Source organism: Microcoleus sp. B3-A4 (assembly GCF_036705385.1).
GTDB lineage: Bacteria > Cyanobacteriota > Cyanobacteriia > Cyanobacteriales > Microcoleaceae > Microcoleus.
In genome coordinates this window covers 1-22,526 of record NZ_JAUBUI010000090.1, presented here as the reverse complement: position 1 = coordinate 22,526, position 22,526 = coordinate 1, and the positions used below count along the sequence as shown (strand labels likewise).

Annotated in this window: 20 protein-coding genes; 13 read left to right on the top strand and 7 right to left on the bottom strand. The window is 47.2% G+C overall.

Annotated elements, in window-relative coordinates:
* Positions 1–85: 85 nt before the first annotated feature.
* Positions 86–1,990 carry a penicillin-binding protein 2 gene (locus QUB33_RS24785; RefSeq protein ID WP_333355684.1) on the bottom strand — a complete coding sequence of 635 codons (1,905 nt, stop codon included), beginning with the start codon at positions 1,988–1,990 and terminating at the stop codon, positions 86–88.
* Positions 1,991–2,276: 286 nt separating this feature from the next.
* Positions 2,277–2,852, bottom strand: a complete 576-nt coding sequence (locus QUB33_RS24780; protein WP_333355681.1) for a hypothetical protein — start codon at positions 2,850–2,852, stop codon at positions 2,277–2,279.
* Positions 2,853–3,189: 337 nt separating this feature from the next.
* On the opposite strand from QUB33_RS24780, the gene QUB33_RS24775 reads away from it, so the two are divergent.
* The 4 genes from QUB33_RS24775 (at position 3,190) to glgB (ending at position 6,945) form a co-directional block, all read left to right on the top strand.
* Complete coding sequence (locus QUB33_RS24775) at positions 3,190–3,447, top strand: serine protease (protein ID WP_333355678.1); 258 nt, start codon at positions 3,190–3,192, stop codon at positions 3,445–3,447.
* A gap of 201 nt (positions 3,448–3,648) precedes the next feature.
* Positions 3,649–3,846: a hypothetical protein gene (locus QUB33_RS24770; RefSeq protein ID WP_333355675.1), complete on the top strand. Its 198-nt coding sequence runs from the start codon at positions 3,649–3,651 to the stop codon at positions 3,844–3,846.
* A gap of 289 nt (positions 3,847–4,135) precedes the next feature.
* Positions 4,136–4,294 (top strand): hypothetical protein, encoded by a 159-nt coding sequence (locus QUB33_RS24765; RefSeq protein WP_333355672.1) that lies wholly within the window; start codon positions 4,136–4,138, stop codon positions 4,292–4,294.
* A 356-nt stretch (positions 4,295–4,650) separates the two neighbouring features.
* Positions 4,651–6,945, top strand: a complete 2,295-nt coding sequence (gene glgB, locus QUB33_RS24760) for a 1,4-alpha-glucan branching enzyme (protein ID WP_333355669.1) — start codon at positions 4,651–4,653, stop codon at positions 6,943–6,945.
* A gap of 604 nt (positions 6,946–7,549) precedes the next feature.
* Here glgB and QUB33_RS24755 read toward each other — a convergent pair.
* Positions 7,550–8,467, bottom strand: coding sequence for a glycosyltransferase family 2 protein (locus tag QUB33_RS24755; protein WP_333355666.1), 918 nt, complete (start codon positions 8,465–8,467; stop codon positions 7,550–7,552).
* An 86-nt stretch (positions 8,468–8,553) separates the two neighbouring features.
* Positions 8,554–9,384 carry a hormogonium polysaccharide biosynthesis protein HpsJ gene (gene hpsJ-B, locus QUB33_RS24750; protein WP_333355663.1) on the bottom strand — a complete coding sequence of 277 codons (831 nt, stop codon included), beginning with the start codon at positions 9,382–9,384 and terminating at the stop codon, positions 8,554–8,556.
* 791 nt (positions 9,385–10,175) lie between these two features.
* On the opposite strand from hpsJ-B, the gene QUB33_RS24745 reads away from it, so the two are divergent.
* The 7 genes from QUB33_RS24745 to QUB33_RS24715 all read left to right on the top strand — a co-directional run bounded on the left by QUB33_RS24745 (position 10,176) and on the right by QUB33_RS24715 (position 17,609).
* The gene (locus QUB33_RS24745) at positions 10,176–10,673 is read left to right on the top strand and encodes an adenylyltransferase/cytidyltransferase family protein (protein ID WP_445299557.1); all 498 of its coding nucleotides are present in this window, start codon (positions 10,176–10,178) and stop codon (positions 10,671–10,673) included.
* Between the two features lie 117 nt (positions 10,674–10,790).
* Complete coding sequence (locus tag QUB33_RS24740; RefSeq protein WP_190733979.1) at positions 10,791–11,660, top strand: STAS domain-containing protein; 870 nt, start codon at positions 10,791–10,793, stop codon at positions 11,658–11,660.
* A 57-nt stretch (positions 11,661–11,717) separates the two neighbouring features.
* Complete coding sequence (locus tag QUB33_RS24735) at positions 11,718–12,095, top strand: STAS domain-containing protein (RefSeq protein WP_333355656.1); 378 nt, start codon at positions 11,718–11,720, stop codon at positions 12,093–12,095.
* A gap of 264 nt (positions 12,096–12,359) precedes the next feature.
* Positions 12,360–12,758, top strand: a complete 399-nt coding sequence (locus QUB33_RS24730) for an anti-sigma regulatory factor (RefSeq protein WP_333161485.1) — start codon at positions 12,360–12,362, stop codon at positions 12,756–12,758.
* Positions 12,759–12,969: 211 nt separating this feature from the next.
* Positions 12,970–13,989 (top strand): ATP-binding SpoIIE family protein phosphatase, encoded by a 1,020-nt coding sequence (locus QUB33_RS24725; protein WP_333355653.1) that lies wholly within the window; start codon positions 12,970–12,972, stop codon positions 13,987–13,989.
* The gene (locus tag QUB33_RS24720; protein ID WP_333355649.1) at positions 13,986–15,542 is read left to right on the top strand and encodes an ATP-binding protein; all 1,557 of its coding nucleotides are present in this window, start codon (positions 13,986–13,988) and stop codon (positions 15,540–15,542) included. The genes QUB33_RS24725 and QUB33_RS24720 overlap by 4 nt, the downstream gene beginning before the upstream one ends.
* A gap of 594 nt (positions 15,543–16,136) precedes the next feature.
* Positions 16,137–17,609, top strand: a complete 1,473-nt coding sequence (locus QUB33_RS24715; RefSeq protein WP_333355646.1) for an MBOAT family protein — start codon at positions 16,137–16,139, stop codon at positions 17,607–17,609.
* Between the two features lie 335 nt (positions 17,610–17,944).
* Here the strand turns inward: QUB33_RS24715 and QUB33_RS24710 are convergent, their stop codons facing one another.
* Positions 17,945–18,769 (bottom strand): sulfurtransferase, encoded by an 825-nt coding sequence (locus tag QUB33_RS24710; RefSeq protein WP_333355643.1) that lies wholly within the window; start codon positions 18,767–18,769, stop codon positions 17,945–17,947.
* Positions 18,770–18,794: 25 nt separating this feature from the next.
* Positions 18,795–19,778, bottom strand: coding sequence for a hypothetical protein (locus tag QUB33_RS24705; protein ID WP_333355639.1), 984 nt, complete (start codon positions 19,776–19,778; stop codon positions 18,795–18,797).
* Positions 19,779–20,153: 375 nt separating this feature from the next.
* On the opposite strand from QUB33_RS24705, the gene QUB33_RS24700 reads away from it, so the two are divergent.
* A complete protein-coding gene (locus tag QUB33_RS24700) occupies positions 20,154–20,360 on the top strand; it encodes a hypothetical protein (protein ID WP_333355636.1) in 207 nt (68 codons plus the stop codon).
* A 53-nt stretch (positions 20,361–20,413) separates the two neighbouring features.
* Positions 20,414–21,802 (top strand): bifunctional UDP-N-acetylglucosamine diphosphorylase/glucosamine-1-phosphate N-acetyltransferase GlmU, encoded by a 1,389-nt coding sequence (gene glmU, locus QUB33_RS24695; protein WP_333355633.1) that lies wholly within the window; start codon positions 20,414–20,416, stop codon positions 21,800–21,802.
* A 170-nt stretch (positions 21,803–21,972) separates the two neighbouring features.
* Here the strand turns inward: glmU and QUB33_RS24690 are convergent, their stop codons facing one another.
* Positions 21,973–22,383, bottom strand: a complete 411-nt coding sequence (locus tag QUB33_RS24690) for a hypothetical protein (protein ID WP_333355630.1) — start codon at positions 22,381–22,383, stop codon at positions 21,973–21,975.
* Positions 22,384–22,526: the final 143 nt, after the last annotated feature.

Here is a 22,526-nt window from a genome sequence, read left to right as displayed (position 1 = left end):
TTAACAAACTTTCACTGGTGGCCTCAAGTTCCAGTTGCTGCTTAATTATGGGTAAGCACCCGGACATGATATCAGATATAATCAACTACTTCTTACTCGGCGCAATCTTCTCAATAGAAATGAGCGACTCCATCACCGACTCCACAATCGGCGCCGCCACCGTACCCCCCGAAGAACCCTCCTTAGGCTCATCAATCACCGCCAAAACAACATACCGAGGAGCCTCCACAGGCATTATCCCCACAAAGCTAGTAATAATCGCCTTGTCAGAATAACCCCCACCAGCATTAGCTTTTTGAGCCGTACCCGTTTTTCCAGCAATCCGATACCCAGGAATTTGTGCAGCTTTCCCCGTACCACCATCAACCACAGTTTCCATCATTTCTAACACCTGCTTAGTAGTTTCCGGCGAAAAAACCTGCTTCGGAACCGGCCTCGGAAGCTTCCAATAAGCTTCACCGTCCCTATCAAAAAGTCCCCGCACAACGTGAGGAGTCACCAACTTGCCACCGTTAGCCAAAGCGCCGTTAAGCTGCACCAACTGCATCGGAGTAATCGAAAAACCTTGCCCAAAAGCCGTAGTAGCAACTTCCACCGGAGAGTTAATAAATTGCTCTCGACTTTTAAGCTGACTGGTTACTTCAAAAGGCAAATCAGTTCCCGCTGTTTGTCCCAGTCCGAGTTTTTCTAAAGCTTGATAGTAAAGAGAAGCCTTCATACTTCTCATTACGTGCACCATCCCCACATTGCTAGAATGTTTCAAAATCTCAGTAACAGTCGAAGGGCCGCGCGCCCCTACCACTTTGTAATCGGAATTTTGGATAGTCCAGCCATCCATGAAAATCCGACCTTGGTCCTTAAACACACTATTAGGTTTGACCGCACCCGCTTCCAGAGCGATCGCCACATTAATCGCTTTAAAAGTCGAACCAGGCTCATAAACATCAGTTACAGCCCAATTTTTATAGCGCGACAAATCGAAATTAAAATATTGATTCGGGTCATAAGAAGGTTCCGCTACAACTGACAGCAATTCCCCGTTACGGGCATCCATCACAATCACCGTGCCCCGCTTCGCATCGTGTTCCTTCATTTTTTCCTTAAGCGCAGTTCGGGCAGCCCGCTGCAAGCGAGTGTCGATCGTCAATTGCAATTTCAAGTCATCAAGCTGCACAAATCCCGCCGTCAGCCGATCGGGAACCCAACTCCCATTGCTCGACCTGCTAAACTGAATCGACGGCATCGATCGTTCCAACAAATTCTGCTGGCTGTATTCCACCCCAGCTTGTCCCTTCCGTTCCCCGTCCACATAACCGAGGATATCCGCCGCCAACTCCTGCTGCGGGTAAAAACGCTGCTGCTGCCGCAACAACTCCAAGCCATCCACCAGACTATCTTTAATTTGCATCCCAGCGACGCGATCGGCAACCTCTTGAGGCAGAGACTCCGCAATAGTAATACCGCTTTCAGCAAGATTAAACCTGCGTATCAGTTCAGTTTCCGACGTAGTACCCGGACTCAGTTCCAGCGCCAGCATCGGAGCCAATTTAGCAGCAATTTCCGCCTTCGAGTGGTTAAACAACTTCGGGTGAGCGTAGAGCGTGTACACCTCTCTGTCGATCGCCAAAACATTCCCTGCGCGGTCAACAATCGGGCGTCTCGGTACAAACGGCTTCGTTTTGAGAGTTTGCTGCTGCTCGGCCTGTTTACGCAGCGCCGGAGCTCGCGTCACCTGCAAATAAAACAAATTCACAGCCAGCCCCAGCCCCCCCAGCATCAACACCGCCCACACGGCCCACAAACGGAACTTGCTGCGCTTTAAACGCTCCACCGGCCGTCCCCAAGATGCAGCCGTCTGTTGTGGCGATCGGCCCAAACTCCCCGAAGATCTAGGTTTGGCTGGTTTTTCCCACCCAGTGCGATCGCCCGACTGTTTTGGGCGTTGAAAATTCGGCGATCTGTAGCGGTCAAAACGGGGGTCGTAGCTCATGGCATTAAAAATTCAATAGCAAGTTAGAGCGTTTTAGAATTTATAATTTTATTTTAAAATATAAAATTAACGACTTGGGAATGAGCAGTCCCTATCAGGGTTTGGATCAAACCTACAGTTGCATTCTGTTTTTTGAAGTGGTGTTAATTATTTTTAATTTGTAATTTCCGGTGGGAAGGAGAAAATCGAGCGCGACTTGCAAAAAAGTCAAAAAGGAAATTAGATCCTCGAATTTTCAGGCCCTCGGACACTCAGGCCCTCGGGCGCTCTACGCTTTGACACAGGTTTAATAGCCCAGCGGTGTTTCCACACCGCCTCCCTTCTTGAGAGCGGGCTCAGAATTTGGTGCCGCAACGGGCGATCGAGTTTCAGGGGCCGGCTGCAAGAAAATCGTGTTCCCAGGATTCTGCGGAGCCAAACCGGTTTCGGGATTTTGGGCTTCTTTAGCAAGTTGGTGTTTCAAGACTTCACTAGAAGCACTCAATTGCTGTTCCCGGAGGCGCAGAGTTTCCAGCTTTTGATACTCCTGGCTCCAGCGCTGCTCGCCGTAAACTGTCAAGCCGTAGAGACTCAGAGCACCGCCCAAAAGCATAAGTGCTGCCACTGAGGAGGCGCGCTGTGCCTGCAGGAGCGATCGCAACCACACTGGCTGCTGCTGGCGAGCTGGCATGACTTTCAGCACCGATGCGGACTGCCGAACCTGAGCCTGTTCGTCTGCTGGCGAGTAGTTGGGCAATACCGGCCCTGTCTTCGCCCGCCTAGCCCGGGCAATAGAAGTAACTTTGCTTTTGGCTGGGCCAGCAGAGGGCTTGCGGGTCGATCGGGAGCGTGGAGAATCCGGGGATCTGATAGCAGCGGTCATAGAGTTCACCAATACGTAAAGTGGGGTAGCTTCAGCTTGATTGAGGTTAAGAATTTTTTGTCTCCAGAGCGCCAGTTGTGGCAATCTGGGTGCGATCGGTTATCCTTACCAAAGATACCTCACAAGCCAACCAACCCATCCTACCACTGGTCTCTTTGACTTCAGGATTTGCCAAAAAAAAAGAAATCTTTGCTGGTTAGCGATAATCTATGTGAAATTTATGAATAAATGCAGTATTGTAATCAACGAGCGAATCGTTGAGCTATTCGTGCCAGCATTGTTTCTGAAGTACACTATTCCCTTCCTTGCGATGGGTTTTCAGTCTTAAGGAGTTTTTATGAACAAGGGATTAATTCGTTTGACTTTGGTAGTGGGCTTGGCAGTAGCCCTCGGCGCCTGCGGCGGAGAGGGCAGCAACACTAACTCTACCCCCTCTCCGGGCGGCACTGGCGGCGCTGGCGGCACTGGCGGCGCTGGCACTACTACTTCTCCTACATCTTCTCCATCTCCAAAGTCCACTCCTAGTGGTGGAGCTGGGACTGGTGGAGCTGGGGCTGGTGGAACAGCTTCTCCTTCTCCTAAAAAGTCTCCCTAACTAGGGCGATCCGAGAGTGTTTGCCCAACGAGCCTAGCCTCCAGGTGAAAAATCGTTCGCTCCTCGCATTTTTTCATCTCAGAGGTCTAGGCCTCAAGTTGGGTGTTAGTTTTAGTCTGATGCTTTTACTAAAGTTTCAGTACGTCCCCTTAGTGCCGCAAAGTCCGCTTAGCGCTGGATTACAAGGGCATTAGCTTTCAAGTGGAAAATTTGACTCCCGGGATGCAGGTTTTGAAATTCAAGCCTCTGACGGGAAGTTTGAGGACAGTGCCAGTGCTTCTGCCTCAACTCGAAGGTCAACCGGAGGCGATCGCAGACTTGAGGCAAATTTTGCACTCGATCGAGTCTCGCTTTCTTTCCGCGCCACTGTGGCTCGCAGACGAGAGGAAAGCTATCTGAGCCTTGGATGCTCGTCGAAGACTTGCTCGATGACAGCATCGGCATGGCTACTCGATTTGTTTACTAAGAGTTTCGCGCCGGTGCGGGCAAGCAAATCGACCCGTCTGTTTAGAGCCAGTTTAGTGATTCAATGGGCGCCGCCCCAGTTCGGTATTAACCCGGCCTCGGCAAAACTCGCTCCAATGGCGCCTGAGTGCTGCTTTAAACCTATTGCACCGTCGCTGGTAGGATGGTGCTAGTTTGCTAGGCGATGCCTTGAGCATGGCAGATATTGCTTGCTGCTGTCGCCATGCTGAGTCCTTTAGCTTGGATTCCTCAATACCGAGTTGAGCATCCTTCGCTGTTTGAGCGTATTGCCAAAATTCACCGACTTTGTGGGGAAACCCAGTCTCCGGGAGGTGACATTCTACCGATCGGGCGATCGTCCCTGCCTGAAAATTCCCGGTAAACTATTAACTGCTCTCCAACACTTAGAGTGTTGACTCTCCTGCAGTGGCAAATAGACAATAGTTGGAAAAATTTTCATATCACATTTTAAATAAAAAGTCAAGGAAATTTGGGAAATAAGATAAATTTTTCAATTTGTTTTAATATTTCTATACTTAGATGTTACCAATAAAACCCCAGCTCGGCCGCCGGCAAGGCAACAGCCTGCTGTGTGTCCCAGGGCGCGCGCTGGAGCAGCAGGCAAGATCGTGCTAATCAGTGGTAGGATCAGCGATCAAAAATGTATCGAAATGTAAAGTGCAGCGCCGCTCTAAGTTTTGAAAGCCATTTAGTTAAAAGATTGAGGTAAGTAGTTTTATGCCCGCGACCGTCCCCTTTGAACAGATTGACCGCATTGTTTGGAATCAGCACCACGATCCATTTGAAGTGCTAGGCCCTCACGCGATCGAAGAAAATGGCAAAAAAGTCTGGGTCGTCCGAGCTTATCTGCCGAATGCGGATTCGGTATCGGTAGTTGTGCCGGAGGCCAGGGCCGAATACCCGATGAAATCAGAGCATCACCCTCACTTTTTTGAATGTACGATCGAAACCCCAGAACTAGCAAACTATCAACTGCGGGTCAAAGAAGGAGAACACGATCGCTTTATCTACGACCCCTACGCCTTTCGATCGCCCAAACTCACAGAATTTGACATTCACTTATTCTCAGAAGGCAACCACCACCGGATTTACGAAAAACTGGGGGCACACCTCACCGAAGTAGACGGCATCACAGGAGTATATTTTGCCGTTTGGGCCCCGAATGCCCGAAATGTATCAGTTTTAGGAGATTTCAACTATTGGGACGGCCGCAAACATCAAATGCGGAAATCCCAAAACGGCATCTGGGAATTATTTATTCCGGGACTATCCGTGGGAACTTCCTACAAATACGAAGTGAAAAACCAAGACGGACATCCCTACGAAAAGTCCGATCCTTACGGTTTCCAGCAAGAAGTGCGGCCGAAAACAGCATCAATTGTCACCGACTTAAACACCTACACTTGGAACGACAGCGCTTGGATCGAAAAGCGGCGGCACACAGACCAACTGACGCAGCCGGTTTCGGTTTACGAATGCCACATCGGTTCTTGGCTGCACGCCGCTACTGACGAACCCGCCGTGCTACCAAATGGGGAAATACAACCCGCCGTGCAAGTTTCGGAACTGAATCCCGGGGCTCGCTTTCTGACTTACCGGGAATTGGCCGATCGGCTGATACCCTACGTCAAAGATTTGGGATTCACTCACATCGAAATGCTGCCGATCGCCGAACATCCTTTCGACGGTTCTTGGGGCTATCAAGTCACCGGTTATTTCGCCCCAACTTCCCGCTACGGCACACCTGAAGATTTCATGTATTTTGTTGACCAGTGCCACGCCAACGGCATTGGCGTACTGGTGGACTGGGTACCGGGACATTTCCCCAAAGACGGCCACGGTTTGGCTTTCTTTGACGGAACTCACTTGTACGAACACGCCGACCCCCGCAAGGGCGAGCACAAAGAGTGGGGAACCCTAGTATTTAACTACGGCCGCAACGAAGTGCGGAATTTCCTAGTATCAAACGCTCTGTTTTGGTTTGACAAGTACCACATCGACGGGATTCGCGTAGATGCCGTAGCCTCGATGCTTTATTTGGATTACTGCCGCGAACCCGGAGAATGGCTGACCAACCAATACGGAGGGCGTGAAAATATTGAGGCGGCGGATTTTCTGCGTCAGGCGAATCACGTCATTTTTAGCTATTTCCCAGGTGCGCTGTCGATCGCCGAAGAATCTACCTCTTGGCCGATGGTATCTTGGCCGACCTATGTAGGCGGTTTGGGCTTCAACCTGAAGTGGAACATGGGTTGGATGCACGATATGCTCGACTATTTCCACATGGACCCGTGGTTCCGCCAGTTCCACCAGAACAACATAACTTTCAGTATGTGGTACAACCACAGCGAGAATTTCATGCTGGCTTTGTCCCACGATGAGGTAGTCCACGGCAAGGCTCACATTATCGGGAAAATGCCAGGGGACGAATGGCAAAAGTTTGCAAACGTGCGCTGTTTGTTTACTTTTATGTTTGCTCATCCCGGAAAGAAAACGATCTTTATGGGCATGGAGTTCGGCCAGTGGCACGAGTGGAACGTTTGGGGGGATTTGCAGTGGCAGTTGCTGCAATTCGATCCGCACCAAAAGTTGAAGCTGTTTTTTAAGGATTTGAACAATTTGTACCGCAGCGAAAAGGCACTTTACAGTCAAGATTTTGCTGAGGATGGGTTTGAGTGGATTGATTGCACCGACAACCGGCACAGTGTCGTGGCCTTTGTGCGCCGAGAGAAGGATGGCGACGAGTTTGTGGTGACGGTATGCAATTTTACGCCGCAGCCCCACTCTCACTATCGCGTAGGAGTGCCGGAACCAGGTTTCTATACGGAGTTGTTTAACAGCGACGCTCGGGAATACGGCGGCAGCAATATGGGGAATTTGGGGGGCAAGTGGACTGAGGAGTGGTGGTTCCACAACAGTGCTTATTCGATCGACTTGTGTTTGCCACCTTTGGGGGTGTTGATTTTAAAGCTCGATCGGGCAAAAACAACGGCCAAATCTCAAGAGTTTTAAGCTGTGATATCATTTCCGGTTACACCGGAATGATGTTGACGGTTGACTGTTGACTGTTGACGCCGTGAACCGTCAACAGTCAACTCGAATTTACTATTCCGATGCTAACGGATTTGATATGAGTCGTGAGAGTTTTGAGTTAAGAAGAATCAAAACTTGATTAAACCTAAAAATTTGAGGGTATTCAGAAACCCGGTTTCTCCAAGAAATCGGTTTTTTTTTGTTTTGTTGTTGTAGTGAATATCTCGACGGGGTGACAAACCCGTCAAAAGACCTACTGAGGGCGGAACGTGGCATAATAGCGGGAGGATTTTGATTTTTTTGTAGGCGTGTCCATACTCCCGAAGGCGTGTATTTTCACAGCAGGCGAAACGCTTAACCCATACTCCCCGCAACAATCATCCTCCAATTGTGCCAAGCCGAATTAATGATAATTAGGCGCAATAAACTACCCTTTTTTCTGATGTGTATCAGGGCTATGTTCTTGATTATATCTATGTTATGACGGGGTTGTCATCCAGGGAAGTGCGTAAATCATGTTCGTTTTTAAGTTGTATTAATTAGCAATGCCAATTTTTAATGCCCAATTTTTACTTCTCAATTTTTAATTTCGAGTATCGGAAGCGCCAAGATTATAAGAAACTTTTGACGGCTCAACTGTTACTACTTCCGAAATAGATGGTTCGGCCACTGCCTCTAAAGTTGGCAGTGGTAGATGCTTCATTTCCCAAACTTTCAGCAAAATTAGATATTCATAAAAAGCTTGCAGCGTGCACCAAGCCAATCCCGCTTGGCCGTCAAGAAATCCGCCCAGTAAAATATACATATAGAAAAAGCGCACCACAGGCCGCAAAGGCAAGCGCAAAGAAAAATCTTTCAAAGCGCGGCGCCTTTCCACCTCCGACGCGCCAAACAATAAATCCCACCAATTTACTTGGCCTGCTTCTAATTGACGGAGAGTTTCAGCCGCCTCGTCAGTCGAGTAGCGGTTGTGCTTTTCAATCCAGCGGGAAAGACCTTTGCTGCAAGTATAGTGAGGGTAAGTTTCCTTCAAAAAGTGAGTAGGCCCGTTGCAGACTTCCCGTTCAGTGTGACCGTAGTCAGTAAACCACACTCGGTCTTTGCGAAAGAGACGCATTTGATAACGGGGATATTGAGTGCTGCGGCGAATCCAGCGCTCCATAAATATTACTTTTTCAGCTACGTAATAGCCGATATATTCTTGACTTTCGATCGCCTTTAAGCATTCAGCAAACAGTGCAGGCGTCATCCGCTCGTCTGCTTCGAGGATGTAAACCCATTCGTACTTGCAGGGGACTTCTTGGAGCATCCAAGTCCGCTGGCGTCCGTGAGTTTCAAAGCGGTGCTGCACTGTTTGCACGGCATAGTTCTGAACAATCTCAAGGGTGCGATCGGTGCTGAAAGAATCAACTACAATGATATCGTCACAAAGCAGTGCCGATTCAATGCAAGCGGCGATATCAATCTCTTCGTTGTAAGTCAGAATATAAATTGAGAACATTCCCAGCTTTCAGTAAGGGCAAACTATTGGGTAAACAAACTATTTCTCAGGGATGTCTCGACCAGCGCGATCCCTGCCAGCGCCGGTCAATTTTTGCGGCGGCCGAACCGCATAATTCCCATACTTCTCAATCCCGTCCAACCAACAGTAATGTAGCCGATCGCTAACAGCAAACTGGTGATTCCCGTCTGCAAACTCGAATTTCTCGATCGAGTTCTTAACTCTTTCTCTTTTTGTTGCTTGCGGGTGCGAATCTCGTTGCGAGCTTGGGTGGGAAGTGATTGAGCTTGCTGTTCCAGGAACTTGTCGAGGGCTTTCGGGTCATTTTTCGACTGCTCAAGCACAGCTTTCAATTCCTTGGGAACATCTGGACTCTTGAGTGCTTGTTGCAGCTTCCCGTTGTCTTCCAGCAGCGCGGCTATCTGGGTGCGACGCTGGCTTTTGAGCTGTTCTACCTGAGCTTTAAATTGAGGGCTTTTAAGTTGTGCCTCAAGTTGACCTTCCGCTTGTCCGGCTTCTTGATCTACTTGAGCCAGAGCATCCTTGAGTTCCAAACGAGTATTGTTGAGGTGAACGGGAACCAGAGATAGGTAAACTAGACCTAACAAGCTGGAAATCAACAGCGCCCAGAATCGCAAGTCCAGCCAAACCTTGCGTCGCTCAATAGAGACTCCACTGCTGCTGTCCACCCAAAAGCCAGTCATCAGGAGGGCGATACCTATCAAAGGAATAATGCCCTTGTCAACTATCTGAGTTGCAGCAGTCAACTGCCAGCCTCGATTGAGAAGGTCTGAAGTTTCTCCCGGCAGCGACAGAACAATGCAGTCAAGCAAAGCAGAGAGAATCAAGATAATCCCTACTACTTTTAGAGTTCGAGCAGCTACTGAAGAAAATTGACGGCTATTACTTGCTTTCATAATTCGTGTTAGATAATTCTACACCGTTAGATTAAAGGGGGTAGTTGAGTGGATTTTGTTGAACGAGTTAAGCTATTTTCCACCAAAATAGCTGCTTCGGGTACCGAACTCGACTTTCCTCTGGGTTTTCACAGACTGCAGTTGCGACCCAAAAGGTCGAGTTTCTGCACAGCTATATACAGGGCACAGGAGGCTGTGCGCTTCTGGGGTGGCTGTAAAGCTTGGTCAAGATAGCGCCCACAAACTACAGCAAGCAACTGCTGGCTTCTTCTATAGTCTGACGAATCCAGCGTAAAGATGAGTTCTGTACGCTTGGGTTCCAGATTTTAACTAGCTTTCGCTCCCGCGGCGGTGTCAGAAATAATAGACACAGGAGGAGCGCTTTTGTTGGGTTTCACCCCCTAGGGCTCTCACTCCCCGATCGCCTGCCCGAGACCGTCGAACTAAATCCCTTGTCTTATAGTAATTGATATAAGAGAGGGCGGGAATAAATAATTGTTTACCAACCTTTTTAACCTCCAATTACCAACAGCACGATACGTAAGTCACAAATACACGACTAGCGGCTTTTTACTGGGGAATTCTGTTGACCGTATCACCTGCGTCGTCGGTAAATTTACTTATCCCTTATTGCTTAAAAGTCACAGATTACTAATGATTATTTACCGATCTGCAACTATTAATTATTGCCCTGGTTGAAGGATTTATTATTCAATAGTAAAAGTGCAAAGATTCACATTTATTGGTAGGATAATTTTGCTCGCTGTTCAAATTTGGTGGTAATGACTGCAATGATTTCTAATGTTTACACGTTGAAAGAACTTGAAAGATTGCTCGCATCCGATGATCCGGACAAGTGGCGTCCGCTCGTGTTTACTAACGGGTGCTTCGATATCCTGCACTGCGGTCACGTCCGCTATTTGCAGGCGGCAAAAAATTTGGGGCGATCGCTCGTGGTGGGCTTGAATAGCGACGCCAGCGTGCAAGCTATCAAACCGCAGCAGCCGGGATTGCCACCCCGCCCGATCGTACCGGAAAATCAGCGAGCCGAAGTGTTAGCCGCCATCAAACCAGTAGACGCCGTAGTAATTTTTTCCGAGATTACAGCAACTAAACTGATAAATATCCTGAAGCCTGATATATACGTTAAAGGAGGCGACTATCAAGTCGAAACTCTGCCGGAAGCACCGGCCGTTATCGCCGGAGGTGGCAAGATTTCCTTAATCGAAATAGAAGTTCCGAGTTCTACCAGTGCGATCGTCAAACGCATTTTACAATTAGGTACTTAACCCTCGATCACAAACAGCAAACAGTGAGCTAAACTCAGAAGTTGCCCCATCAAAAAACACGCTTTGTGCGATCACTCGTACAACTTCATCCCAATTGCTAAGCAGGAGATAATTTTAATGGAACTCATAAGCAATAACACGATCGCGGAAATCATACAAAGACACAAAGCAGAGTTACTAGCAGACTGGCTCAAAGAACTGCAAAATACCGGGCTGCGGCGGGACGACTTGATGAGAGCCAAAGAATTGCGCTCCGAGTGTCAAGAGTTCCTGCAATTGCTCCACATTGCAGTCGGCCACGGTAACTTTAGCGACATCCAGACACCCGAATGGGAAAATATGCGGGTGCTGCTAGCAGAAGTTTCGCGATCGCGCGTTCAGAGAGGCTTTACTCCCTCAGAGATAGCGAGTTTCATTTTATGCTTCAAAAAGCCATTGTTCGATCGGCTTTGTCATGAACTAACAGAAAACCGCGACGCACTTGTCGAACAACTTTGGCTTTCCACCAGTTTACTAGACCAGCTTGGCCTTTGGGTGACAGAAATTTTTCTCAAAGCTCGCGAAGAAGTCATTGAACGCCAGCAGCAAGAAATGCTCGAATTGTCAACACCTGTAGTCAAACTTTGGCAAGGCATTCTCGCTTTACCCATGATCGGGACTCTCGACAGTGCCCGCACTCAAATAGTCATGGAAACTCTGTTGCAGGAAATCATGGAAACCGGTTCCGAATTTGCGATTTTAGACATTACAGGCGTGCCGACTGTTGACACTTTAGTTGCTCAACATTTATTAAAAACTGTCGCTGCCGCCCGTTTAATGGGTACTGAGTGCATCATCAGTGGCATTCGCCCGCAAATAGCTCAAACTATAGTTCATTTAGGAGTTGACTTGCAGGATATTCTCACCAAAGCTACTTTAGCAGATGCTTTTAAAGTCGCTTTGCAGCGCCAAGGTTTAACTATAAGAAATATTCAAGAGGAAAGATAAAAAATATTGCCTATCTGCCTAAAAAAATTAAGTGAAAATTAAAATAGAGGTCAATTTGTGGAACGTATACCGATACTTCAAATGGGAGAATTTCTGCTAGTAACTATTCAAGTAGATATGCACGACCGCTTAGCGATGACGCTGCAAGACGACCTGACCAACCGCATTGTCAAAACAGGTGTTAAAGGTGTTTTAATAGAAATATCTTCCCTGGAAATTGTAGATTCCTTTATAGGTCGCATTATCAACAATATCGCTAGTATGTCGCGAATTTTAGATGCTGAAACAGTTGTGGTCGGGATGCAGCCAGCAGTTGCGATTACGCTCGTTGAGTTGGGGCTTTCCCTGACAGGAGTTCGCACAGCTTTAAGCGTTGAAAAAGGCATGATTTTGTTGAGAAACTCCTTGGGTTTCTCTCCTGACGAGCAACGGTAAGCAGTCGATTCATTGTCCCATGACTGAGGTACAGGCAGTAAAGAAACCTAGTTTGTTTGGAGATACCTTGTTGACAAACTGAAGATTTCTGAGGACAGGGCTTACGCACTCAAGAGAGTTAAATCAAGGGTTTGAGATTGCTTCACTATGTTCTCTATTGAGAGAAAATCGTAGTAAGTGCGTAAGTCCTATTAGGAGAAACTAAGTTGACGATGGTAAGTCCTATATTTTGTGGAGAAGTTCTATTTTGGTACAGTAGCAGCCATGTCAAAACGTGAGACACTAGAAATCCGATCGTCATCCGATATAGTCCACGTCCGACAGCAAGTGCGAACTTGGGCTGTAGCAATGGGATTCGGTTTATTAGACCAAACAAAAATCGTTACCGCAGCCAGCGAACTCGCCCGCAATACTGTAGACTACGGCAAAGGGGGAACTGTAACTCTCGAAACGCTCCAATTAGGCACCCGCAAAGGGCTGAGGCTGATATTTGAAGACAAAGGCCCGGGAATTCCAGACATCGAATTGGCAATGACTGACGGTTATACTTCTAATCACGGTTTGGGTTTGGGACTCAGTGGTTCTAAACGGTTGATGCACGAATTTGAGATTGTTTCCAAAGTGGGTAAGGGGACTAAAATTGCGATCGTCCGCTGGCGGTGAGTAAGTAATACGATTTGAGAGTTGAGATTTTAGATTAAAGCATTGGGAATGAGTGATGACTATCGGGGTTTGGAGCTTGCGTATAGTTGCATTCTTTTTTTAAATTGGTATAAAGAGCAAGCAGCAAAGCCAAGAAGTGATTCTGGGAATGCCACCCCATACCCGGAGAAGGTTGGCGTATGGAGGATTTCATTATGAGAGCTGATAACAAATGATAGATGCTGTAGCCCTGCCCGTCACAGAAGAAAGTCAAGTAGGAGAAGCGCGCCGAATCGCAGTCGCCCTCGCGACCGAAGTCGGATTTAACGAGACCGATCGCGGTAAAGTGGCAATTGTTACCACCGAAGCAGCAAAAAACGTGGTAAAGCACGCCCGCGAAGGAGAACTTTTGCTGCGAACATTAAAAACAACGGCAGGATATAGCATTGAAATAGTAGCGCTAGACCGGGGGCAGGGCATGGCAAATGTCGCGCTGTGTCTGCGGGACGGTTTTTCTACAGCGGGAAGCCCTGGAACAGGACTGGGGGCAATTAAACGCCTCTCTACTTTTTTTGATATTCATTCTGTACCAAAACTGGGGACAGCCTTATTAGCGCGGCTGGAACCGACCCAAAATAGCCGGGAAGCCTTCCAAAACAGCAATTACTTGGAATTTGGAGTCATCCACTTGCCGAAAGTAGGAGAGCAAATTTGCGGCGATTCGTGGGCGACAGAAAATCACCTTGACAAAAACCTGATTTTAGTTGCAGACGGACTCGGCTACGGGGATTTGGCGGAGGAAGCATCTCGCGAAGCAGTGCGCGTATTTCAAGAAAACGCCAAACTCGGGCCGAAACCAATTTTAGAGAAGGCGCACGCTGCTTTAAAAAATACCAGAGGAGCGGCTGCGGCGATCGCCCAAATAGATCCTACCCAACAAACAATTTGTTTTGCCGGAATTGGCAACATCAGCGGTGTAGTGGTCACAGATAACCAAAGCCGCACCATGGTTTCCTACAATGGCACAGTTGGACATATGATGCGAAAAGTAGCAGAATTTGTTTATCCTTGGTCGCAGCAGTCCCTACTCATCATGCACTCCGACGGTTTGGCGGCGCAGTGGAATTTAAACCGCTACCCGGGTTTAGCCTCCAGACATCCTGCTTTAATCGCAGCCGTGCTCTACCGGGATTTCAAACGCACTCGCGATGACATGACAGTTATAGTAGCCAAGATGAGAGAAGCAGCGTGAGTTACCCAATCCTGACGACGGAAGTCCGCTTTGAACAAGACATCGTACAAGTACGCCAAAGAGCTCGCCAAATTGCTAAAGGGCTGGGATTCGATTCCCAAGTACAAACCCGCATCGCCACAGCAGTTTCCGAAATTGCCCGCAATGCTTTCAAATATGCCGGCGGTGGCAAAGTAGAATTCATTGTGGAAGGGGAATCGCCCCAAATTTTTCGGACTCGGATTTCCGACACGGGGCCGGGAATTGCTGATTTACCGGCTGTGTTAAGCCCCAATTTTCGATCGCAAACCGGCGCGGGACTCGGTTTAGCAGCAGCGAAACGGTTGATGGACGAAGTGAAAATCGACTCTGCGCCCGATCGCGGAACGGCTGTACAATTAATTAAACAGTTTTCCAAACATATGCCCGCGCTGAGTGCGATCGAACTAAATCAATTAGTTGACAAACTAGCGCGCCAAATTCCCGAAGATCCCTATGCCGAAATTCAGCAGCAAAATCAAGAATTACTACGCACTTTAGACGAACTCCGCCAGCGTCAAGAAGAACTCGTACAATTAAATCAACAACTAGAAGATACCAATCGCGGAGTTCTGGCACTTTACGCTGAATTGAATGACAAGGCCGAATCTCTCCGGCGCGCCAGCGAACTCAAGACCAGCTTTCTCTCTAATATGAGCCACGAGTTTCGCACTCCGCTAACGGCCATTATGAGCCTTTCGGAAATATTGTTACATCGCCTCGACGGAGAACTTTCCCCCGAACAGGACAAGCAAGTAAATTACATTTACAAATCCGCCGAGTCTCTCGCAGAACTTGTCAACGACTCGTTAGATTTAGCCAAAGTAGAAGCCGGAAAACTAACTGTTCGCGTGGCTGATTTTGAAGTCGAAGATTTGTTCAGCGCGCTGCGAGGAATGATGCGCCCCCTGCTTCCCCAAAACTCTGCCGTTTCTATAATTTTTGAAGATCCTCTCGAACTTCCAATCCTTACAACCGACGAGGGAAAAGTTTCTCAGATTTTGCGAAATCTGATTTCTAATGCCCTCAAATTTACCGAAGCAGGTGAAGTTCGAGTTGCTGCGGAAATAGGAGAGGAGGGAACAGTTACTTTTTCAGTAGCAGATACGGGCATCGGCATTCCCCCAGCCGACCAAAGACGGATTTTTGAAGAATTTGTCCAACTCGAAAACCCCTTGCAGAATGGCGTCAAAGGCACGGGATTGGGATTGTCTCTGTGCAAAAAACTGGCGGAATTTCTGGGAGGAAGCATTGAAATCACAAGTTCACCCGGAGTGGGTTCGACTTTTTTTGTTACACTGCCGATTCTGTATCCGGGAGAGGAAGAAAACCCTTTGGAAATGTCCCCTGCTAAGGGAGATGAAATATCGGTAGCAAGCGCAAATTCTCGTAGCTTGCGCGGTTCCGGGGCATCGCCAGCGGCGGATTCAGCAGCCAAAGTTTTGATTGGGGAGGATGAAGATAGTTTTTCGGTATTTGCTGAAAAAATTGCCACCAATTCATTGTACTGCGATATAGGTCGCCAACGGCGCTGATGGTGGGTGCGACTGCTCCTTGAGCAACCGCAAGCAATTTTTATCGACATTGTGATACCGGATCTGACCGAATTTGAGGTTTGGGAAGGGTGGAAATGCGATCGGACTAATTGTCAAATAACTGCCATCGTGATGAATTCAAAACATTTTGGGTTACATCACTTTTTTTCTGTGCGGGATGCTAGGACTGCACGGTGAAAAATATTATGCCGATGCAAAGGGAAACAATATCAGGCCTTGTAGCTTTTGAGAACTGAAGTCCGATGCTGCGAACCTAATTATATTTTTTTCAGCGCATTTTATATTGTTCGTAAGAGAATTAATTTATCGGAGGCAAGATTTATTTAATTTGCAACAGAATTTAACCTTTGTGCTGTAAAATGTAGCAGTTCTCAGTGACCGACTATATAGTAGGAACTTACCGAGGGCCTATTTTCGTGTCGGCGATCGCCTAAAATCCATGATAAATCTTGTTCTTAGCAAAGTCTCGATTAATAAAAAGAATGCAACTTTAGGTGCGTAATCCAAACCCATACAAAATAAGCCCTTCCCAATTCCCCAATCTAAAATCTAAAATCTAAAATCTAAAATGGTATGACTTTCATCTCCCTTCAATATGCCCTGTTTTTGTTAGTTTTGTTCGCGGCTTACTGGTTGGTTCCGCTGCGGTGGTGGCGGCTTTTCATCATGTTGGCGGGCAGTTTGATTTTTTACGCTTCGCTGCAAATTTGGTACATTCCTCTGCTGTTAGTCGGTGCTTTGTTTAATTACTGCTTGGCGATGGCGATTGGGGAACCCCTAGATTGGCGGATTGCTAATGAATCTTGGAACCGCCGCCGTTTGTTGCTGCTGTGGATAGGCATCTGCCTGAATGTGTTGCTGCTTCTGGGCTTTAAGTATGTGCCTTTTTTATTGAGTTCGATCGGCACTTTGTTCAATTGGCCTTTAGCTATCGACGGGGCTGACTGGGTGAAAAGTCACGTCATCGCACCTTTGGGATTGAGTTTCTTTTGCTTTGAGTGCATAGCTTATTTAATTGACGTGTACCGAGGGGCGCCTGCTGCTACTTCGCTGCTGCACTTTGCTGCTTACAAGTTGTTTTTTCCCAAACTGATTTCCGGCCCGATTACTCGGTATCACAACTTGATCTATCAACTGAAAACCCAGCAATTTCCGACGCCCGATCGCATTTCTGAGGGACTTTGGACGATCGCCTTTGGTGCAGTAAAAAAAGGTCTTTTCGCAGATAACTTGGGAATTTATGTCGATTTAAGCTTTACCAACTTGCAGCGGGCGGGTAGCGAGGATTTGTGGCTGGCTATTTTTGCTTACGGGCTGCAACTTTATCTCGATTTTAGTGGCTATGTTGACATGGCGCGCGGTACTGCTTTGCTGCTGGGTTGGTATTTACCACCAAATTTTGATTTTCCTTATTTTAGTGCCAGCATAGCTGATTTTTGGCGGCGCTGGCACATGACTTTAGGCGATTGGCTACGCAATTATTTATATTTTCCTTTGGGCGGTTCGCGAGTCGGTTTGTGGCGCACTTGTCTGAATTTGTCGATCGTCATGTTAATTGCGGGAATTTGGCACGGGGCAGCTTGGGGATTTATTGTGTGGGGGGGTTTACACGGTTTAGCTTTGGCGGTTCACAGGCTGACTGATGTGCTGTTTAAACGGTTGCGGATCGAGTTTTTGTGGGAAAATCCGATCGGTATTGCGATCGGTTGGCTGTTGACTCAGGCGATGGTTTTTGGTAGTTGGATATTTTTCCGCCTTCCTGATTTAAAGGATTCTGGATGGGCGATTTCGCATTTGTGGGGACACACTGCTGACGTGCAGTTTGCTGAGAAAGTTTATGGCGAAGCTTTGGGTTTGGAAAGAGTGCATTTAACTTGGATGTTGGTGGCTTTGGCTGCGGCGATGCTGGGGAATTATGCGTTGAGTCGGGGTTTGAAATTGGAGTTAAATTGGCCGCTAAAATTGGTGTTAGTACCGCTTTGTTTGTATGCGGTTTGGGTTTTGGCTCCCGAAGGGGGTTTGCCTTATATTTATTTTGATTTTTAGGGTATTATTTAATTCGCCGTAAGGTGCAGCGCACCCTACGACGGCATTGAGATGCACCGAAGTGATTACCCGCTAACTATTAGTGTCAATTTAAGCTTTTAGTCGGCCATTCCTCCCGCTCACCCAACAGTCCGCCAGGGAATGAATTCCCTGTCTCATAGCTAAAGTCCTCTCAAAGAGGACTGAAGAACTCATTAGTCCTCATAGCGAGGAATTTCGCTTTGAGGCTCTTGTTTCAACAGCTTCCGGACTGAGGGTTGAACGTTAAATTGACATCAAGGCCCGCTACCCTACAACTCACAGTCAACAGTCAACAATCATCTCGCTCCTGCACGCTACAACTGATAAGAGCACCAGTCACTCCAGCTACCGACATAAAGTTTAGCATCGGGAATTCCGGCGATTTCTAAAGACAGTAAATTAACGCAAGCCGTCACCCCGGAACCGCAATAAACAATAATTTCTTCGGCTTTTTCTAATTCCGTCCACCGCTGTTTTTGTTCGGATGCCGATCGCACTTTTCCAGTTTCATCCGTCACCCCTTGCCAAGGATAGTTAACCGCACCCGGAATGTGACCTGCAATGGGGTCGATCGGCTCCCGCAAACCTTCATATCTCTCGCTTTCTCGCGAATCAACCAAAACATTTCCTGGCAAGTCTTTACGCTCTTTTACCGCCTCAATATCTACCGCCAAATCCTGCTGCAAGTGGGTCACAAATTTACCCTCCCGGGGTTCTGGCAAAATATTTGTTACCGGATAGCCCGCCGCTTTCCAGCCGCTGAAACCCCCGTCTAACAAAGCGACTTTGCTGTGTCCCATATATCGTAGCAGCCACCACAAACGAGCGGCAAAAGCCAGCCGTGAATCGTCATAAGCGACGACTAAAGTTTCTGGTGAATTAATGCCGAGCGCGCTCAATTTATCAGTTAATTCTTCAATATTTGGCAGGGGATGTCTACCGCCGTGTTTGCCCACTGAACTCGCGAGATCGCAATTTAAATCTAAATATAAAGCTCCGGGAATGTGACTTTCTTGATATTGTTTTTGTCCCAATTCAGGGTCGGCCAGGGAAAACCGACAGTCAATGATTACAACTTCCGGATTTTCGGTATTGGTGGCTAACCATTCAGGAGAAACGATTAAAGTGTTGTCAGTCATAATTTTTTCCATCTATATTTGAACATTATCTAGAAGTAGATTTTTTCTCGGGTTGTGCTTTGTCGGAAGGAGATTTCTCTGAAGCTCTATTTTCATAACTTGATTTTTTCGGAGTTGCTTTTTCCGGAGTTTCTTTGGCCGAATTGGATTTTTTCGGAGTTGCTTTTTCCGCAGGTGATTTTTCGGCTGGTGCGGGAGTTGGAGTTGGCAGAGGGGGAGTTACTGCTGCTTCTTGAGCGTAAAGCAGATATTTCTGATACTCGATTACTTTTGCTTGAGCTAGTTGATGGTTGGGGCTAGAGACTGGTACTCTTCTCATTAATGAGACCGCTTCTTGCCAACGATCGGTAACTGTAGTCCAATCTTCCTTGGTTTTTGCCGCTCGGCCTAATTCTGCTGCTTTGAGTGCGCTGTTAACGGCTTCTCGAAAAGTATCCGGTGCAGTTGCTAAATTTGCTGTTTCATCGGGATTCTCCCCCGCAGTTGCTGCTGGCTGGTTCAAAATTTTACCGACAAACGCCACCACGGCGATCGCCAACATACCCGTTACTAGCCCGACTACAATGAAAGTCGATCGCAGTCGGTTCTCAAATGCAGCAAGTTCCGGCGGTTTCTCTTCCTCAATATTGCTCTCCATCTCTGTGCGATCGTCCATATTAGCAACAGCAGTATTTGGCACAGATTCTCCCGCAAAGCTCTGTGGTTCAAAATTGCTGTTCTCCAAACTAAACTCTTGACTCCAAGCAGCAGCAATCTGACCGCTTTCTCGGCCCTCAACCTTCACTTTACGAATCGAATCCGGCTGCAAATTCGTCAGCTCGGTGCGGACAAAATCAACTAATGTATTTTCTATGGGTACCTGCTCGGTCTCAAGAATTACATCCAAACATTCGCCGTCGAGATTCGCGGAGGCGGTGATGCCTTCAGATTGCAACTGGCTGTTTAGCCAAGATGCGATCGCCTGCGGATTTCCCTGCTTGGCAAGTTCCTGAAAATTAAGCTCTGTCATAGCTAGACACCTGATAATGCAGAAGGTAGAAGGCAGAAGGAAGTTCGGTAACGGATTACGTAACAGATATAACGGATGGAAGAAGTCAGAAGGCTTTAGTTATTTAGCAGAGAAGTCAGAAGCAATATGATAGCTCATGTTTCAGCAATTAAGAACGTCTTAACCTTCGGGCGCGGTTGCTATAGAAGGTAGAATTAATGAAAAAGTCAGAAATAATTTTTTTAAAGTTGAAAACACCCTCACTGAAATTCAACAAATAGTATAATGTATCGTGGCAAATCCCAGCTCAAAGACGCAAATTATCACTCTCGCTCCTCCTCCCAGCCCTTGGGAAAAGACTCGCAGTCCTTACTCCCAAACGAACTCAGGTTTGTAATGAGGAATGCAAGTCGTCTTGCTCAGCCGCCAAATACTGCTGCTGCAACCAGGTTTTTGATACCGGGCGCGCCAGTCCAGATATTCCCAGCATCGCCCCTACAACCAGCATCCGCCTGGAAAAATCCTCGATCGCGCGGGTGCGAGATGAGAAATTTTAGAGAAAAAATTTGTGCGATCGCAGTGCCATCGGCGGACAGCGAGTGATATCATCAGTTAGTCAATATTCAAGTTTTTATAGCAAATAACTCGATCGCACAATGGTAGCAATAGCAATTTTAGCTGCTGGACGCGGCACGCGCATGAAATCTGACTTGCCCAAAGTTCTACACGAATTAGGCGGTCGATCGCTAGTTGAGCGAGTCCTCCAAAGTTGTCAAGAAATTCAAATTACCAGGCGACTTGTCATCGTCGGTTATCGAGGTGAACTCGTTAAAGAATCCCTGATTCGAGGTCAAGAAATATCAGGGAAAAATCTTCAATCTCCTCCCCTAGAATTTGTCGAACAAACTGAACAATTGGGAACAGGTCATGCCATCCAACAATTGCTGCCTCACTTAGAGGGATTTCAAGGAGACTTGCTGGTCTTAAATGGGGATGTACCTTTGCTGAGGGCAGAAACTATCAAACAATTGATGGCAATTCACAAACAGCACCAAAACTCTGCTACTTTATTGACAGCTAATTTGCCGAATCCCCAAGGGTACGGCCGAGTATTTACCGACAGCCAAAACTTAGTCCAACAAATTGTCGAAGACCGCGACTGCACACAAGCTCAAAAGCAAAATCACCGCATTAATGCAGGTGTTTACTGCTTTCATTGGCCGGATTTAGAGAAAATTTTGCCAGAATTGAAGGCAGATAATGACCAAAAAGAATATTACCTAACTGATACGGTAAATTTCCTCAGCCCGGTGATGGCGGTGGATGTAGAAGATTATCAAGAAATATTGGGAATTAACGATCGCAAACATTTAGCCACAGCTTGCGATATTTTGCAAACGCGGATAAAGGACAAGTGGATGACGGCGGGAGTGACGCTGCTAGATCCCAACAGCATCACCATTGACGATACAGTAGAGTTACAGCCGGATGTGGTAATTGAACCGCAAACTCACTTGCGGGGAAATACTTCGATCACCTCTGGGAGTCGCATCGGCCCCGGCAGTTTGATCGAAAACAGTCAAATTGGGAAAAATGTGACTGTGCTTTATTCGGTGGTTTCTGACAGTATCGTTGCTGAAAATTCGCGAATTGGCCCTTACGCCCACTTGCGGGGACACGCAGAAATTGGGGCGAACTGCCGCGTCGGCAATTTTGTAGAATTGAAAAATACTCAAATCGGCGATCGAACTAATGTCGCTCACTTGTCTTATTTAGGCGACGCGACTTTGGGAGAAAAAGTCAACATCGGTGCTGGGACAATTACGGCAAATTATGACGGAAAAAACAAGCACAAAACTCAAATAGGCGATCGGAGTAAAACGGGTTCTAACAGCGTGCTGGTTGCACCGATAACTTTGGGGGAAGAGGTTACTGTAGCGGCGGGTTCTGTGGTGACAGAAGATGTGCCGAATGATTGTTTAGTAATTGCCCGTTCCCGGCAAGTTGTCAAACCAGGTTGGAAGTTGAAAGAACATAAGAAGTGAACGATTGTTCACTTTTTAGATAATGAGTTTCCACCCGCGAGTTTCGCACTCGATAACAAAGAAACCGGGTTTTTATAACGGAAGCGATCGCACCCTAGGAGAGATTTTGGTAAAATACCCGGTTTCTGCGTAAGTCCGCAACCTTGAGAAATCGGGTTGATCGCGATCGGCTATTTTTGGTTATTTTGCTGGTGCAGATAGTTGTTAATCGCTTTGGCGATTTTTTCTTGCTCGTAGAGACTCATAGTGCGGGGTAGGGAGATGCGAGAACCTCCACAAACTAACAGTCTGACTTCGTGCCAAATGTCTTTATCCAGATCTTTTGTTTGATGGACTTCCACGCCATAAATATCGCACAGAGAGTATTCCATTACTTTACGTGCCAACAAACCCCGCTGTTTAACAGTCAAGGTGTTTAAAGTTTCATCGAAGCTGTAGGTTTCATTATTTCTCAAGACGATCGCTGCGATTCCTGCGAGCAAAAATATGCCTCCTGTCCATCCCAACCAGTGATCGTCTTGGCTTAAGCGCAGCAATCGAGCTTTTGCATTTTTAACAAAAAAATTGATGTCTGAAGCCACAGCGTCTTGGGTTCCCCAATTAGTGGAGTTAGCAGTGAAAGGAACATTGCCAACAGAAGTCAGAAGGTAAGGATTCAGGTCAAAAAAGACTTAAGTATCAAAAGCTGGTAAAATAAACGAATGAAAAAGCCCGCAGCCACCAG

Bases quoted from the DNA above. Each gene is read 5' to 3' on its own strand.
- QUB33_RS24785 (WP_333355684.1), bottom strand. From the start codon at position 1,990: ATGAGCTACGACCCCCGTTTTGACCGCTACAGATCGCCGAATTTTCAA.
- QUB33_RS24780 (WP_333355681.1), bottom strand. From the start codon at position 2,852: ATGACCGCTGCTATCAGATCCCCGGATTCTCCACGCTCCCGATCGACC.
- QUB33_RS24775 (WP_333355678.1), top strand. From the start codon at position 3,190: ATGAACAAGGGATTAATTCGTTTGACTTTGGTAGTGGGCTTGGCAGTA.
- QUB33_RS24765 (WP_333355672.1), top strand. From the start codon at position 4,136: ATGCTGAGTCCTTTAGCTTGGATTCCTCAATACCGAGTTGAGCATCCT.
- glgB (WP_333355669.1), top strand. From the start codon at position 4,651: ATGCCCGCGACCGTCCCCTTTGAACAGATTGACCGCATTGTTTGGAAT.
- QUB33_RS24755 (WP_333355666.1), bottom strand. From the start codon at position 8,467: ATGTTCTCAATTTATATTCTGACTTACAACGAAGAGATTGATATCGCC.
- hpsJ-B (WP_333355663.1), bottom strand. From the start codon at position 9,384: ATGAAAGCAAGTAATAGCCGTCAATTTTCTTCAGTAGCTGCTCGAACT.
- QUB33_RS24745 (WP_445299557.1), top strand. From the start codon at position 10,176: ATGATTTCTAATGTTTACACGTTGAAAGAACTTGAAAGATTGCTCGCA.
- QUB33_RS24740 (WP_190733979.1), top strand. From the start codon at position 10,791: ATGGAACTCATAAGCAATAACACGATCGCGGAAATCATACAAAGACAC.
- QUB33_RS24730 (WP_333161485.1), top strand. From the start codon at position 12,360: ATGTCAAAACGTGAGACACTAGAAATCCGATCGTCATCCGATATAGTC.
- QUB33_RS24725 (WP_333355653.1), top strand. From the start codon at position 12,970: ATGATAGATGCTGTAGCCCTGCCCGTCACAGAAGAAAGTCAAGTAGGA.
- QUB33_RS24715 (WP_333355646.1), top strand. From the start codon at position 16,137: ATGACTTTCATCTCCCTTCAATATGCCCTGTTTTTGTTAGTTTTGTTC.
- QUB33_RS24710 (WP_333355643.1), bottom strand. From the start codon at position 18,769: ATGACTGACAACACTTTAATCGTTTCTCCTGAATGGTTAGCCACCAAT.
- QUB33_RS24705 (WP_333355639.1), bottom strand. From the start codon at position 19,778: ATGACAGAGCTTAATTTTCAGGAACTTGCCAAGCAGGGAAATCCGCAG.
- QUB33_RS24700 (WP_333355636.1), top strand. From the start codon at position 20,154: ATGAGGAATGCAAGTCGTCTTGCTCAGCCGCCAAATACTGCTGCTGCA.
- glmU (WP_333355633.1), top strand. From the start codon at position 20,414: ATGGTAGCAATAGCAATTTTAGCTGCTGGACGCGGCACGCGCATGAAA.